Origin of the sequence: Massilia sp. IC2-278 (assembly GCF_020708045.1) — a bacterium.
Classification (GTDB): domain Bacteria; phylum Pseudomonadota; class Gammaproteobacteria; order Burkholderiales; family Burkholderiaceae_D; genus Telluria.
In genome coordinates this window covers 697756-712205 of the sequence record NZ_JAJFES010000001.1, presented here as the reverse complement: position 1 = coordinate 712205, position 14450 = coordinate 697756, and the positions used below count along the sequence as shown (strand labels likewise).

Here is a 14450-nt window from a genome sequence, read left to right as displayed (position 1 = left end):
AAATTGTACCTTCAAGCTCCCGGCGCACAAGTGGATTTGTGCTTTCCGTGCGGAATTTTTTAGTTTTCGCCCGAGGCTTTTGCGCTTTCGCTGTAAATCAGCAAAGGTTTGGCGCCATTGGTGATGGTGTTTTCATCAACCACGACCTTGACCACGTTTTGCTGGTTCGGCAATTCGTACATCACGTCGAGCAGCGCGTGTTCCAGGATCGAACGCAAACCACGAGCGCCGGTTTTGCGCGCCAATGCTTTTTTCGCAATCGCGTGCAAAGCGGCCGGGCGAATTTCCAGTTCCGCGCCTTCCATTTCCAGCAGTTTCGAATACTGCTTGATGAGCGCATTCTTCGGCTCGATCAGGATCTGGATCAGTGCTTCTTCGGTCAATTCGTTCAACGTGGCGACGACCGGCAGACGGCCGACGAGTTCGGGAATCAGGCCGAACTTGATCAGGTCTTCCGGCTCGGCTTCCATCATGATTTCGCTGTTCGAACGCTGGGTCTGGCTCTTGACGCTGGCCGCGAAACCGATGCCCGACTTTTCCGAACGGTTCTGCACGATCTTGGCCAGGCCGTCGAAGGCGCCGCCGCAGATGAACATGATGTTCGTGGTGTCGATCTGCACGAAGTCCTGGTTCGGGTGCTTGCGCCCGCCCTGCGGCGGTACCGAGGCCATGGTGCCTTCGATCAGTTTCAGCAGGGCTTGCTGCACGCCCTCGCCCGAGACGTCGCGCGTGATCGACGGATTGTCGGACTTGCGCGAAATCTTGTCGATCTCGTCGATGTAGACGATACCGCGCTGCGCCTTTTCCACCTCGTAGTTGCAGCTTTGCAGCAGCTTCTGGATGATGTTCTCGACGTCTTCGCCGACGTAGCCGGCTTCGGTCAGCGTGGTGGCGTCGGCGATGACGAACGGCACGTTCAGCATGCGCGCCAGGGTTTGCGCCAGCAGGGTCTTGCCGGAACCGGTCGGGCCGACGAGCAGGATGTTGCTCTTGGCCAGTTCGACGTCGTCCTTCTTGCCGAGGTGCTTGAGGCGCTTGTAATGATTATAAACAGCCACCGACAGGATGCGCTTGGCAGTCTGCTGGCCGATCACGTACTGGTCGAGCAGTTCGGCGATCTCGTGCGGGGTCGGCAGGTCGGACTTGGCGCCCGCCACCGATTCGACGTTCGAAGTCTCGTCACGGATGATGTCGTTGCACAGGTCGATGCACTCGTCGCAGATGAAGACCGATGGTCCCGCGATGAGCTTTTTCACCTCGTGCTGACTCTTGCCGCAGAACGAGCAGTACAGAAGCTTTTCGCCGCTGGAGGATTTTTTGTCAGACATGGGGGCAGGTTTCTATTGAATATGGATATAACGTCATGACGACGCGCGCGCTGTCGGCGCACACACCCTCATGCTACCCGAAATAAAAAACAAACGCCCGAACGTGTTTGCGCCCGGGCGTTTTTCAGCAACACCTTGTGGGGTGCATCAAGCGCGATTCGTCAGAACCTTGTCGATCAGGCCGTATTCCACCGACTCTTCCGCCGACATGAAGCGGTCGCGGTCGGTGTCCTTGTGGATCTGCTCGATGGTCTGGCCGGTGTTGTCGGCCATGATACGTGCCAGGCGTTCGCGCAGGTACAGGATTTCCTTGGCCTGGATTTCGATATCCGAGGCCATGCCCTGCGAGCCGCCCGACGGCTGGTGGATCATCACGCGCGAGTTCGGCAGCGAGAAACGCTTGCCCTTCGCGCCAGCGGCCAGCAGGAAGGCGCCCATCGACGCCGCCAGGCCGGTGCACAGGGTGGAGACGTCCGGCTTGATGAAGTTCATCGTGTCGAAGATCGCCAGGCCTGCGGAAACCGAACCGCCCGGGGAGTTGATGTAGAGCGAGATGTCCTTGTCCGGATTCTCGCTCTCCAGGAACAGCATCTGGGCGACGATCAGGTTGGCCATCTGGTCGTTGACAGGACCGACCAGGAAAATCACACGTTCCTTCAGCAGGCGCGAGTAAATATCGTACGCGCGCTCGCCGCGGCCGCTTTGCTCCACGACCATCGGCACGAGGCCGAGTGCTTGGGTGTCCAATGCCGGATTATGGTTCATACCTGTCTGGTTCCTTGAAAAAGAGGCTTGTAAAAGGTGAAGGGTAGGCTCGAAGGATGAGCCTACCCATCCGATCAAGCCTGTGGGTTGCTACCCATCAATTCATCGAAAGCGATGGTCTTGGTGCTGACCTTCGCCTTGCCAAGTACATAGTTAACGACGTTTTCTTCCAAAACAAGGCTTTCCACTTCACCCAGGCGGCGGCGGTCGCTGTAGTAGTACTTCAGGACTTCCTTCGGATCTTCGTAGCTTTGTGCGAAGTCTTCGATCTGGGCCTTCACCTGCTCTTGCGTTGCTTGCAGGTTGTTGTCAGCGACCAGTTGCGACAGGATCAGACCCAGGCGCACACGGCGCTCGGCCTTTTCAGCGAACAGTTCGGTCGGGAACGGCAGGTTCTTGACGTCCATGCCGCGCTGGGCCATGTCCTGGCGGGTCTGCTCGGCCAGGCGCTGCGAATCCTGCTCGATCATGACTTTCGGCACGTCCATCTCGGTCACTTTGACCAGGGCGTCCATCACGGCTTCCTTGTTGCGGGCCTTGATGCGGGCGTTGACTTCGCGCTCCAGGTTGGTCTTGATGTCGGCGCGCATTTTTTCGATGGCGCCGTCTTCGATGCCCAGCGACTTGGCGAACTCGGCGTCGACTTCCGGCAGGTGCGCCCATTCCAGGTTCTGCAGGGTGATGGTGAACTCGGCGGTCTTGCCGGCGACGTCCTTGCCGTGGTAATCCTCAGGGAAAGCCAGCGGGAAGGTCTTGCTTTCGCCGACTTTCAGGCCGACGGTGGCGGCTTCGAATTCCGGCAGCATGCGGCCTTCGCCCAGCACGAAGCTGTAGCCTTCGGCCTTGCCGCCGTCGAATTCGACGCCGTCGATCTTGCCGACGAAGTCGACGGTCACGCGGTCGCCATTGGCTGCAACGGCTTCGCCGCCGTCGCCGTGTTCGCCGGCTTCGCCCTTGGTGTGGTAGTGCACGCGCTGCTTGCGCAGGATGTCGATGGTCTTGTCGATTTCGGCGTCGCTGACGTCGGTAGCAATGGTTTCGACTTCGACGGCGGCCAGGTCGCCGACCTTGACTTCAGGGAAGACTTCGAAGGTAGCGTCGAAAGCCAGCATGCCTTCAGCCGCTTCTTCCTTCGGCTCGATCTTCGGGAAACCGGCAACGCGCAGGCCCGCTTCGTTGGCGGCGTCGTTGAAGGCGCGGCCGACGCGGTCGTTCAGCACGTCCGATTCGATCTGGTAGCCGTATTGGGCTGCGACCATTTTCAGAGGCACTTTGCCTGGGCGGAAGCCAGGCGCCTTGGCGGTCTTGGCCTGTTTCTTGAGGCGTTTTTCAACTTCCGTACGAACATCGCTCAGCGGAAAAGTGATCGTCAAGCGGCGCTCGAGTTTATCCAGGGTTTCGACTGCAGTTGCCATCGTAAAAATCGTCCAAAAAAATAATTATTCGTGGTGCGAGGAGGGGGACTCGAACCCCCACACCATTGCTGGCGTCAGGACCTAAACCTGGTGCGTCTACCAATTTCGCCATCCTCGCGCAGGATTGCATATTGCCACAAAAACAAAGGGCGCCCGACAGTAGAAACCGGCCGCCCTGCACTCCATTGTCTAGGGGCTACAACTTCAACCCGGTATTTTACTGGATTTTCTGACACTAGAGGGAGTGAATTTTGCTGGGGTGCGGTGGGGTTTATTCATGCATATGTTGAATATGGTTTTCATGCAGCGTTATGCCGGTTAAATTCGCCGATATTCGAATGGCGAGACCGCGTGGGCACAAGTGCCCACCCTACGGATTCGACCACGGATACGTCATGGTTGAATGTGCTTTTCGTAGGGTGGACTCCTGAGTCCACGCGGAATAGAACGGTTGAATATCGACACGCCGGCAAATCACCGCACCGGCTTCTTCACCCTGAACCACGCCGCATACAGCGCCGGCAGGAACAGCAGGGTCAAGGCCGTGGCCACCAGCAGGCCACCCATGATCGCCACCGCCATCGGCCCCCAGAACACGGAACGCGACAGCGGAATCATGGCCAGCGCCGCGGCGGCCGCCGTCAGCAGGATCGGCCGGCAGCGGCGCACCGCCGCCTCGACGATCGCATCCCAGGCCTCGGCCCCGCCCTTGATGTCCTGCTCGATCTGGTCGACCAGGATCACCGAGTTCCGGATGATCATGCCGAACAGCGCGATCACGCCCAGGTTGGCAACAAAGCCGAACGGCCGCCCCAGCAACAGCAAGGCCATCGCCGCTCCTGCCACGCCGAGCGGCCCGGTGAGGAACACCAGCAGCGAACGCGAGAAGCTGTGCAGCTGCAGCATCAGCAGCGTGAACACGATGAACAGCACCAGCGGCACGTTCGCCGTGATCGAGGCTTCCGCCTCCGAGCTGTCCGCCGCCGCGCCTTCCAGCGTCACGCGGTAGCCAGCCGGCAGCTTGGCGCGAATCTCGGCCAGCTTCTCGTTCACCTGCCCGGACACGGTCGGCCCCTGGATGCCGGCCACCACGTCCGACTGCACCATGATCGCCCACTCCCTGCCCTCGCGCCAGATCACGCCCGGCTCCCACACGAATTCGACGCGTGCCACCTGGCCGAGCGTCACGGAGCGGCCCGAGGCGGTGGGGATGTTCGTATCGCGCAGCACGGTAATCGTCGAACGCTCTTCCACCGGCTGGCGCACCACGATATCGATCAGCTCGTTGGTCTCGCGGAACTGGCCGACGGTCGTCCCCGACAACACGGTATTCACAGCGCGGCGCACCGATTGGGAGGTCACACCCAGTGCGCGCAGCTTGTCCTGGTCCAAGTCCAGGCGCAAGACTTTCACCGACTCGTTCCAGTTATCGTTCACGCCCACCGCATTCGGGTTCGCGCGCAAGACATCCTTCACCTGATCGGCCACGCCGCGCACCACGCCGATATCCGGCCCGGCCACCTGGAACTGCACCGGATACGGCACCGGCGGCCCGTTCGGCAGCAGCTTCACGCGCCCGCGCACTTCCGGGAATTCCTCGCGGAAGACGCGTTCGATCTTGGTCAGCAATTCCTGGCGGTGCGCCGCGCTCGTCGGCAGCACGACGAATTGCGACACGTTCGACTGCGGGAAGATCTGGTCCAGCGGCAGGTAAAAACGCGGGCTGCCGGTGCCGACATAACTCGTGATGCTCTCCACGTTCGGCTGCTTGCGAACAAAACTTTCGAATTTCTTCACCAGCGCCTCGTTGGCGGCAAAGCTGGTCCCTTCCGGCAGCCACATCTCGACCATCAATTCGGGACGGCTGGAATCGGGGAAGAACTGCTTCTCGATGAACTTGAAGCCAAAGACGCCGAGCGCGAACACGGCCAGGCTGAGGACGATCGTGGTCTTGCGGAACTCGACGCACCAGGTGACGAGCGCACGGAAGCGCCGGAACATCGGCGTGTCGAAGACGTCGTGCTCGGAATGCCCCTGCCCGTGCGGCTTCACCTTCAGCAGCAAGAAGCCGATGTAGGGCGTGAAGGTGACGGCCACGATCCACGACACGATCAGCGCGATCGCATTCACCGAGAACATCGAGAAGGTGTACTCGCCGGCCGCCGACTTGGCCAGGCCGATCGGCAGGAAGCCGGCCGCCGTGATCAGGGTCCCGGTCAGCATCGGGATGGCAGTCGACGTATAGGCAAAGGTGGCCGCCTCGAAGCGCGACAAACCCTCCTCCATTTTCCGCACCATCATCTCGACCGCGATGATGGCGTCGTCCACCAGGAGGCCAAGTGCGATGATCAGCGCCCCGAGCGACACCTTGTGCAGCGAGATATCGAGCATGCGCATGAAGAGGAAGGTAATCGCCAGCACCAGCGGGATGGTCAGCGCCACCACCAGGCCGGGGCGCACGTCGATGCGCAGCTTTGGCTTGGTGTGCAGGCCGAGCGCCAGGAAGCTCACGGCCAGCACGATGATCACGGCCTCGATCAGCGTATGAATGAATTCGCTCACCGATTCGGTCACGGCCTGCGGCTGGTTCGACACGCGTTCCAGCTCGATCCCGACCGGCAGCTGGGAGTGGATGCGCGCCACGGTCGTGTCCAGCGACTCGCCGAGCTGGATGATGTTCCCGCCCTTCTCCATCGACACGCCCAGGCCGATCACTTCCTTGCCGTTGAAGCGCATCTTGTCCTGCGGCGGGTCCTGGTATTCGCGCTTCACGACGGCGAAGTCGCCCAAGCGGAAGGTGGTGTTCCCGGCGCGCAGCTGCAGGTCTTCGAGTTCCTTCGCCGTGCGGATCGCCCCGGTCACGCGTACTTGCAGGTTATCGGTCGGCGTCACCAGCACGCCGGAAGCCTCGATGCCGTTTTGCGTCGCGATCTGGTTCACGATCTGCTCGAAGGGCACGCCGAGCTGGGCGAACTTCTTGTTCGAGAACAGGATGTTGACCTTCTCGTTCTGCACACCGAACTGTTCGACCTTGGCCACCAGCGGCACGCCGAGTAGTTGCTGGCGCACGAAGTCGGCATAGTCCTTCATCTCGGCATAGGTGAATCCATCGCCAGACAGGGCGAAGATCGAACCGTAGGTGTCGCCGAATTCATCGTTGAAGAAGGGACCGATCACGCCCTGCGGCAGCGTGCCCTGGATGTCGCCGATCTTTTTGCGCACCTGGTACCAGGAATCCGGCACGTCTTTTGGGGGCGTCGATTCGCGCAATTCGAGGATGATGGTGGTTTCGCCGGGCTTGGAGAAGCTGCGGATACGGTCGATGTAGGGCGTTTCCTGCAGCTTGCGTTCGAGCTTGTCGGTGACCTGCTCGGCCATCTGCACGGCGGTGGCGCCGGGCCAGATGGCGCGCACGACCATCGCGCGGAAGGTGAACGGCGGGTCTTCGTCCTGGCCCAGCTTCTGGTAGCTGAGGATGCCGCCGATCAGGAGCGCGGCGATCAGGTAGCGCGTGAGGGGAATGTGCTCGAGCGCCCAGCGCGACAGGTTGAAGCCCTTCATTTCCGGGCTCCGGCGCCAGCGCCGGCCGCTGCGGCTTCGGTGTCGCCACGGCGGGCGACATCACTGGTGAGGATGCGCACCTTCTGGCCATTGCACAGCAGGTTCACGCCGGCGGTGACCACGGTCTGCCCGGGCCGGACGCCGGCGCCGAGCAGAACGTCGTTCCCGGCCTGGCCGGCGATCTGCACCGGCACCAGCTTCACGACATCCTTCTCGACGATCCAGACACCCGTCACGCCCTTCTCGTGGTGCAGCGCGGTGAGCGGCGCGCGCAGGCCGTCGCTCTTCGTGCGCGAGGCGAACTGCACCGCGGCCGTCATCCCCAGGCGCACGTCGGCGCGCGGCGGGATCGCCACCTTGACCGTGTAGGTGCGGGTGGCGGCATCGGCCACCGGCGACACTTCGCGCACCTTGCCAGCGATCGCTTCGCCGGGATTGGCCCACAGGCGCACCGTCACGGAGTCAACCTTGCGGATGTCGTCGACGCGGTCTTCGGGAATCCCGATCACCACTTCCATTTCGTCGGTGCGAGCCACGCGCACCACCGGCGTGCCGGCGTTCACGACCTGGCCGACCTCGGCGTCGATGCCGGTGACCACGCCATCGATGTCGGCCACCAGGTTGCTGTAGCCGGCCTGGTTCGACTGGCCGCGGAAGCCCGCGCGGGCGGCGTCGGCTTCGGCCTGGGCGGCGCGTAGGGCGGCGCGTTTCGAGTCCAGCACCGACTGGCTGACGAAGTTCTTTTCGCGCAGTTCCTGGTAGCGCTTGTAGTCGGAATTGGCGAGGTCGCGGTTGGTCTCGGCGGCGCGCAGGCTGGCCTGGGCCTGGCTGGCGGCCAGCTTCAGGTCTTGCGGGTCGAGCTGCATCAGCACGTCGCCCTTTTTCACGGTGGCGCCGATGTCGACCTTGCGCTCGACGATCTTGCCGGCCACCCGGAAGCCCAGGCGCGACTCGATGCGCGGACGCACCTCGCCCGAGAATTCGGCGCTGGCCCCAAGCTCGCCCTGGGCCAGCACGATGGCGCGCACCGGGCGCACCTCCTCGGCCTTGGGCGCCTCTTTCGAGCAGGCAGACAGGAGCAGTGCAGACAGGGTGCACAGGGCGGCCAGCGGCCGGCGCAGTCGGATCGAATCGGACACGTCTTTTTCCTTTTGATTGCGGTGTTCGGATACGGGCCACTGACGCGGCCGGGATAGGCTGGTCTCGGGCAGCCTCGCCGCATTATCCATGCAAACGGGGCCGGCCCAAAGCCCGGCAATTATAATCATGCTCACATTCATCGTAAATGACCCGCCAGTCATCAGATTTGCATGCCCGTCGACCACTACGAAAACTTCCCTGTCGCCTCGATCCTGATGCCGCGCCGCCTGGTGCCTGCCGTCGAAGCCATCTATGCCTTTGCGCGCGGCGCCGACGATGTGGCCGACGAGGGCGATGCAGCGCCGGCCGAGCGCCTGGCCGGCCTGGCCGAATACGAAGCCGCGCTCGACGAGATCGCCGCCGGCCGCACGCCGGCGCACCCGATGTTCGCGCGTTTGGCCGGCGTGGTGCGCGAGTTCGACCTGCCGCTGCAGCCGCTGCGCGATCTGCTGTCGGCCTTCCGCCAGGACGTGGTCACCACGCGCTACGCCGATTACGCCCTGCTGCTCGACTATTGCCGCCGCTCGGCCGACCCGGTCGGGCACCTGATGCTGGCCCTGTACGGCGCGGTGGACGAGCGCAACCTGGCCGACTCGCATGCGATCTGCACGGCCCTCCAGCTGATCAACTTCTGGCAGGACGTGGCGATCGACATCGAGAAGGGCCGCATCTACCTGCCCCTGGAAGACCTGGACCGCTATGGCGTGAGTCAACATGATCTTCGTACCGGCGCCGACACGCCGGCCTGGCGCGCGCTGATGGCCTTCGAGGTCGAGCGCGCCCGCGCATTGATGCTGAGCGGCGCGCCGCTGGCCAGGCGCCTGCCGGGCCGCATCGGCTGGGAATTGCGCCTGATCGTGCAGGGAGGATTGCGCATCCTGGAGCGGATCGAGGCGGCCGAGTACGACGTATTCCGGCGCCGGCCGAAGCTCGGCAAGCACGAATACCTGCTCATGGGCTGGCGCGGACTGCGCATGTAAGCGCACCGGCCCGCCAAAAAGCCGCATTAGACGGCCACTGCCACGCGCGCTTCGGCTAAGATAGCGGATTCGCATCGCCAAATATTGCATCTTTTACATGTCTCCTGACGAATACTGCCAGCAAAAGACGGTCCAGAGCGGTTCCAGCTTTTATTACAGCTTCCTATTCCTCGAGCCGGCGCGCCGGCGCGCGATCACCGCGCTGTACGCCTTCTGCCGCGAGGTCGACGACACGGTCGACGACGCCACCGACGGCTCGGTCGCGCGCATCAAGCTGGCCTGGTGGCGTACCGAAGTGTCGAAGATGTACGGGGGCACGCCCACGCACCCGGTAACCCAGGCCCTGCAGCCGCACCTGACGGTCTACAACCTGCAGGAGCAGCACCTGCAGGCGATCATCGACGGCATGGAGATGGACCTCGACCAGAGCCGCTACCTCGATTACGCGGGCCTGAAGAAATACTGCTGGCACGCGGCCGGCGTGGTCGGCATCCTGTCGGCCAGCATCTTCGGGTACAAGAATGCCCAGACCCTGGACTACGCCGAAAAGCTCGGCCTGGCCTTCCAGCTGACCAACATCATCCGCGACGTCGGCGAAGACGCGCGCAAGGGCCGCATCTACCTGCCGGTGAACGAGCTGCAGCAGTTCGGCGTCACCGCGGCGGACCTGCTGAACGCGCGCCACAGCGAGAAATTCGAAGCGCTGATGGCCTTCCAGACCGAGCGCGCCCAGAAGATGTACGACGAAGCCCTGGCCGCCCTGCCGAAGGAAGACCGGCGCGCCCAGCGCCCGGGCCTGATGATGTCGGCCATCTACCGCACGCTGCTGGACGAGATCGCGCGCGACAAGTACCACGTGCTGACCCAGCGCATCTCCCTCACGCCGCTGCGCAAGCTGTGGCTGGCGTGGAAAACGTATGTGCGTAACTGATGTGCGTAACTGATGTCCGCAACTAAGACAGGCTTGCGCGTTGCCGTCGTCGGCGGCGGCTGGGCCGGCTGCGCCGCCGCGGTCGAACTGGTGCACAAAGGCGCGCAGGTGACGCTGTTTGAAGCGGCGCGCACCCTGGGCGGCCGCGCACGCGGGGTCGAAGTCCAGGGCAAGATGCTCGACAACGGCCAGCACATCCTGCTCGGCGCCTACGCGGACACGATGAAGCTCATGCGGCGCGTCGGCGTCGATCCCGATGCGGCGCTCCTGCGCCTGCCGCTGCAGATGCGCTATCCGGCCGGCAGCGGCGGCATGGACTTCGTCGCCCCGCGCCTGCCGGCGCCCTGGCACATGGTCGTGGCCCTGGTGCGCGCCCAGGGCTTGAGGCGCGAAGACAAGCTGGCCCTGGCCCGCTTCACCAGCAGCGCGCGCTGGATGCGCTGGGGCCTGAACGACGACGTGCCGGTGAGCGTGCTGCTGGAACGCTTCGACCAGACCGAGCGCCTGATCCGCCTGATGTGGCGCCCGCTGTGCCTGGCCGCGCTGAACACGCCGCTCGAGCGCGCCTCCGCCAACGTGTTCCTGGCCGTGCTGCGCGACAGCCTGGGCGCGAAACGCGCGGCATCCGACATGCTGATTCCGCGCCTGGAACTGGGCGCCCTGTTCCCGCAAGCCGCCGCGCGCCATATCGAAGCGGAAGGCGGTGCCGTGCGGCTGGGCGCCAAGGTCGGTGCGCTGGCGCGCGTCGGCGCCGGCTGGGAAGTCCAGGCCGGAGACAACCGGGAAAGCTTCGACGCCGTGGTGCTGGCCACGCCGCCCACGCAGAGCGCCGCCCTGCTGGCGCCGGCGGGCGAAACGGCGATTGCCGGCCAGATCGGCGCCTTCGAGTACGAGCCGATTTCCACCTGCTACCTGCAATACGACGAAAAGCTGCGCCTGCCACTGCCCTTCTGCGCCCTGATGGATGCGCCGCGGGACGAACGTTTCGGCCAGTTCGTGTTCGACCGCGGCCAGCTCGACGCAAACCAGGCCGGGCTGCTGGCGGTGGTGGTCAGCGCCGCCGGCGCCGCCGCCGCGCTCGGCCAGGATGCGCTGGCCGCGGCGGTGGCCGCGCAGCTGGCCGGGGCTTTCCGGCAGCCGGCCCTGGCCGCGCCGCTCTGGAGCCGGGTGATCACCGACAAGCGCGCCACCTTTGCCTGCACCCCGGGCCTGGCGCGTCCCGGCAACGCCACTTCGCTGCCCGGCCTGGTGCTGGCCGGCGACTACACCGCCAGCGACTACCCGGCCACGCTCGAGTCGGCGGTGCGCAGCGGCCAGGGCGCCGCCGCGGCCATCCTCGCCTACGCCCGCCTGCCCCGCGAAAACAGCAGCCTGTCGCACGCCGCTGGTGGCCCGGCCACCGGTTCCGTAGAGTAGCAGCATCGGAAACCCCATCCTGGACAGGAACATGACTTACCAACTCGGCGTGCGTACGCTTGGCCTGCTGGCCGTGGTGGCCGCCAGCACGGCCGCCCTGGTCGCCCCCGAACTCTTCGGCGGCCAGGCGAATGCCACCGGCCCGGCGCTGCGCGCCATCCTCCTGCTCGGCCATGCCTGAGGCAGGCGCCATCGCCATGGGCAAGCTGGAATACCTCGACGCGCTGAAACGCGCCATGCTCGGCCTGCCGCCCGAGCTGCAGGCCAGGACCCTGGCCTGGTACGAGCAGCGCTTCGTCGACGGCGCCGCCGCCGGCCGCCTGGAAACCGACATCGCGCGCGAACTCGACGACCCGAAAAAGGTCGCCCTCACCCTGCGCGCCAACAGCCACATGGCCGCCTTTGCCGAGCAGAAGAACCCGGCCAACCTGCTGCGCCTGTGCGTCTCGGTCGTCGGCCTGCTGATCTTCAATTTGTTCATGGTGATTCCGGCCGCCGTCTTCGGCTCGCTGCTGGCCGCGCTGTACGTGACCGCGCTGGCGTTCTACGTGGGCGGCATCGCGATCACCGCCAGCGGCCTGTCGGGCGCCAGCGAACTCGTGCTCGACGGCCCGCTGCGCCACGTCAGCTTCGGCGACGGCGGCGCGGGCGAGCGCGTGCGCACCCGCATCTCGATCAGCGAAACCGGCATCGAGATCGACGACGCCGGCGATGCGGCTGCCGAGCGCGACGCAGAAGCCGAGGCGGCCGACGCAGCCGAGGGGCGTTCGATCGAATCCTCGCGCGTGGTGCGCGGCGCCGAGCGCGTGGCCGGCAGCAGCGTGCGCATCTCCACCGACCTGGACGAGGACGCGCGCATGACCCAGACCGTGCTCGGCTTCGCGCTGGTGCTGGGCGGGATCGTGCTGTTCCTGGTGTCGATCGTGGTCACGCGCTACGCCGCCAGCGGCGTCCGGCGTTACCTGCAAATGAACATGTCGCTCCTGCGCGGCAGCTGAGGAGAGCCGATGCGCGCCCTGTTACGAGTCGGTTTTGCCCTGCTGGTCCTGGCCGTCGTGCTGATCGGCCTGACCTACACCATGCTGCGTGCCCAGGGCGTGCCGACGCGCCTCGAGGGCCGCAGCGTGACAAGCGACACGCGCAGCATCGAGCGCAGCGTGCGCGCCATCGAACTGAGCGCGCCGGTCGACCTGAGCGTGCATTACGGCCCCCAGCCCGGCCTGGTGGTGCGCGGCGAAGCGCGCCTGCTGCAGAACATCGACACCAGCAGCCGCGACGGCGTGCTGCGTATCGGCACCCAGGGCATCCTGCTGCGCCACCGCCAGCCGCTGGAAGTGGAAGTCACCCTGCCGATGCTGGAGCGCCTGGCGCTCGACGGCAGCGGCGACACCCGCATCAACGGCTTCTCGGGCGAACGCATCGAACTGTCGCTGAGCGGCTCGGGCAGCGTGCAGTTCAACGGCCGCTACCGCCAGGCCAGGGCCGTCCTGCACGGCAGCGGCGACCTGAGCGTGGACGCCGGCAACAGCGACAGCATCGAGGCCGAGCTGATGGGCTCCGGCACCCTGAGCCTGGCCGGCGCCACCCGGCGCTTCAAGTACGAGGGCAGCGGCACCGGCACCCTGGACGCCCAGCGCTTGCGTACCGAAGAGGCGCAGCTGCGCCAGAGCGGCTCGGGCGACGCCAGCATCACCGTGCGCGACACGGTGAGCGCCGCCGTCAGCGGCAGCGGCGACATCGACGTGCACGGCGAGCCGTCGCAGCGCAACGTCAGCCGCAGCGGCAGCGGGACCGTGCATTTCGTGGAATAGGCACGCGGCCTGGCGCCGTGACAAAGCGCGCATTTTGCCATCTGCCCGCGTGGCTACAATGGCGGGCTGGCTGGTCCGCCGGACCGGCAGCTGTCATTGGAGTCCTCCTTGCGCGCGCGCCGAACCATCGCCCACTTGTCGTTCGTTTTCCTGACCATCCCGGCCTGCCTGGCTGCCGCATCTGCGGCTGAAGCGGCGCCATCGCCCGACGCCCTGCGCGCCGCATGCAGCCTAGAGGCCGGGCCGGACGCGGCGCTGCCGCAGGTCCAGGTCCGCGCGCTGCCTGCCGGACCGGGCGACCTTCCTTATGTCGAGGCCCGCTCCGGCGTCACCGGGGCCAGCGTACGCATCTACCACGACCCCGACCTGGCCGCTGCCGCCGCCTCGAAAGCCGCCTGCTTCATGGGCATGCTCGACCTGCTGCCGGCGGCCGTGCCCGAAGCGCGCAGCCAGGCGGTCTGGTCGCCGATGGTCATCTCGCGCAAGCACGACTACATTCCCCCGAAACGCGACGGCGAACTGCGCTGGCTGAACGAATTCGACTCGGCCGCCTGGTCGCCGCGCGCCATCGACATGCTGGTCAATGTGATGCCGCATGAAGAGACGCATCTGCTGCAGGGACGTAACGGTGCATGGCAGCCGCGCTGGTTCCAGGAAGGCCATGCGGAATGGGCGGGTTTGCAGGTGACCGAACAGATCCGGCCCGACCTGGCCGCAGAGGAACGGGCCCGGCGCCGGCGCGATGCGCAAGCCCTGGCCCAGCCGCGCCTGGGCGCCTGGGGCGGCCTGCGGGTCAAGCCCGAGGCCATCGAGCGCCAGCTGTCGGCCGAAGACCGCGCCCGCCGGGCCAGGGACCCGGGCTATGTTCCGCCCGGCCCCTTCAGCTTCAAGCCGGAAGATATGGTGGAAGACAACGGCAACGATGAAGGCCGCTACGGCGCCGCGCTGGCCGTGTTCGACGGCCTGGAAGCGCGGCATGGCCGGGCGGCCGTGCAGGCCTGGGTGAGCGCGGTGCTGGCGAGCAGCGGCAAGCCGGACATTCCGGCATTGGCGCGCAAGATGCTGGGTGAGGATATCGGCCCGCTGCTGCGCTGATCCTGTAG

The 14450-nt window shown here is 65.3% G+C and carries 12 protein-coding genes and 1 tRNA gene; 7 read left to right on the top strand and 6 right to left on the bottom strand.

All coding sequences use genetic code 11. The features are described 5' to 3' along the window. Positions 1–59 precede the first annotated feature (59 nt). The 6 genes from clpX to LK540_RS03090 all read right to left on the bottom strand — a co-directional run bounded on the left by clpX (position 60) and on the right by LK540_RS03090 (position 8208). Positions 60–1328, bottom strand: a complete 1269-nt coding sequence (gene clpX / locus LK540_RS03115; protein WP_229435564.1) for an ATP-dependent Clp protease ATP-binding subunit ClpX — start codon at positions 1326–1328, stop codon at positions 60–62. A gap of 147 nt (positions 1329–1475) precedes the next feature. Continuing rightward, positions 1476–2093, bottom strand: coding sequence for an ATP-dependent Clp endopeptidase proteolytic subunit ClpP (gene clpP, locus LK540_RS03110; protein WP_267498632.1), 618 nt, complete (start codon positions 2091–2093; stop codon positions 1476–1478). Positions 2094–2167: 74 nt separating this feature from the next. Next, complete coding sequence (gene tig / locus LK540_RS03105) at positions 2168–3508, bottom strand: trigger factor (RefSeq protein WP_229435563.1); 1341 nt, start codon at positions 3506–3508, stop codon at positions 2168–2170. A gap of 31 nt (positions 3509–3539) precedes the next feature. Continuing rightward, a tRNA-Leu gene (locus tag LK540_RS03100) sits at positions 3540–3626 on the bottom strand. Between the two features lie 356 nt (positions 3627–3982). Then, positions 3983–7069, bottom strand: a complete 3087-nt coding sequence (locus LK540_RS03095; RefSeq protein WP_229435562.1) for an efflux RND transporter permease subunit — start codon at positions 7067–7069, stop codon at positions 3983–3985. Then, positions 7066–8208, bottom strand: a complete 1143-nt coding sequence (locus LK540_RS03090) for an efflux RND transporter periplasmic adaptor subunit (protein ID WP_229435561.1) — start codon at positions 8206–8208, stop codon at positions 7066–7068. The genes LK540_RS03095 and LK540_RS03090 overlap by 4 nt, the downstream gene beginning before the upstream one ends. 171 nt (positions 8209–8379) lie before the next feature. Between LK540_RS03090 and hpnC the strand changes: the two genes are divergently transcribed. The 7 genes from hpnC to LK540_RS03055 all read left to right on the top strand — a co-directional run bounded on the left by hpnC (position 8380) and on the right by LK540_RS03055 (position 14442). Continuing rightward, the gene (gene hpnC, locus LK540_RS03085) at positions 8380–9189 is read left to right on the top strand and encodes a squalene synthase HpnC (protein ID WP_229435560.1); all 810 of its coding nucleotides are present in this window, start codon (positions 8380–8382) and stop codon (positions 9187–9189) included. Between the two features lie 97 nt (positions 9190–9286). After that, entirely contained in the window at positions 9287–10120 is an 834-nt protein-coding gene (hpnD, locus tag LK540_RS03080) for a presqualene diphosphate synthase HpnD (RefSeq protein WP_229435559.1), read from the top strand. A gap of 12 nt (positions 10121–10132) precedes the next feature. Then, on the top strand, positions 10133–11536 hold the full coding sequence (hpnE, locus tag LK540_RS03075) for a hydroxysqualene dehydroxylase HpnE (protein WP_229435558.1): 1404 nt from the start codon (positions 10133–10135) through the stop codon (positions 11534–11536). 31 nt (positions 11537–11567) lie between these two features. Then, positions 11568–11717, top strand: coding sequence for a hypothetical protein (locus tag LK540_RS03070; protein ID WP_229435557.1), 150 nt, complete (start codon positions 11568–11570; stop codon positions 11715–11717). Further along, positions 11710–12534: a DUF1700 domain-containing protein gene (locus LK540_RS03065; protein WP_229435556.1), complete on the top strand. Its 825-nt coding sequence runs from the start codon at positions 11710–11712 to the stop codon at positions 12532–12534. Before LK540_RS03070 ends, LK540_RS03065 begins: the two co-directional genes overlap by 8 nt. Before the next feature lie 9 nt (positions 12535–12543). After that, positions 12544–13347, top strand: coding sequence for a head GIN domain-containing protein (locus LK540_RS03060; protein ID WP_229435555.1), 804 nt, complete (start codon positions 12544–12546; stop codon positions 13345–13347). 108 nt (positions 13348–13455) lie between these two features. Further along, positions 13456–14442 carry a hypothetical protein gene (locus LK540_RS03055; RefSeq protein ID WP_229435554.1) on the top strand — a complete coding sequence of 329 codons (987 nt, stop codon included), beginning with the start codon at positions 13456–13458 and terminating at the stop codon, positions 14440–14442. Positions 14443–14450: the final 8 nt, after the last annotated feature.

Coding starts and splice junctions, on each gene's coding strand:
- clpP (WP_267498632.1), bottom strand. CDS start 2,093: ATGAACCATAATCCGGCATTGGACACCCAAGCACTCGGCCTCGTGCCG.
- LK540_RS03070 (WP_229435557.1), top strand. CDS start 11,568: ATGACTTACCAACTCGGCGTGCGTACGCTTGGCCTGCTGGCCGTGGTG.
- clpX (WP_229435564.1), bottom strand. CDS start 1,328: ATGTCTGACAAAAAATCCTCCAGCGGCGAAAAGCTTCTGTACTGCTCG.
- LK540_RS03060 (WP_229435555.1), top strand. CDS start 12,544: ATGCGCGCCCTGTTACGAGTCGGTTTTGCCCTGCTGGTCCTGGCCGTC.
- LK540_RS03065 (WP_229435556.1), top strand. CDS start 11,710: ATGCCTGAGGCAGGCGCCATCGCCATGGGCAAGCTGGAATACCTCGAC.
- hpnD (WP_229435559.1), top strand. CDS start 9,287: ATGTCTCCTGACGAATACTGCCAGCAAAAGACGGTCCAGAGCGGTTCC.
- hpnE (WP_229435558.1), top strand. CDS start 10,133: ATGTCCGCAACTAAGACAGGCTTGCGCGTTGCCGTCGTCGGCGGCGGC.
- tig (WP_229435563.1), bottom strand. CDS start 3,508: ATGGCAACTGCAGTCGAAACCCTGGATAAACTCGAGCGCCGCTTGACG.
- LK540_RS03095 (WP_229435562.1), bottom strand. CDS start 7,069: ATGAAGGGCTTCAACCTGTCGCGCTGGGCGCTCGAGCACATTCCCCTC.
- hpnC (WP_229435560.1), top strand. CDS start 8,380: ATGCCCGTCGACCACTACGAAAACTTCCCTGTCGCCTCGATCCTGATG.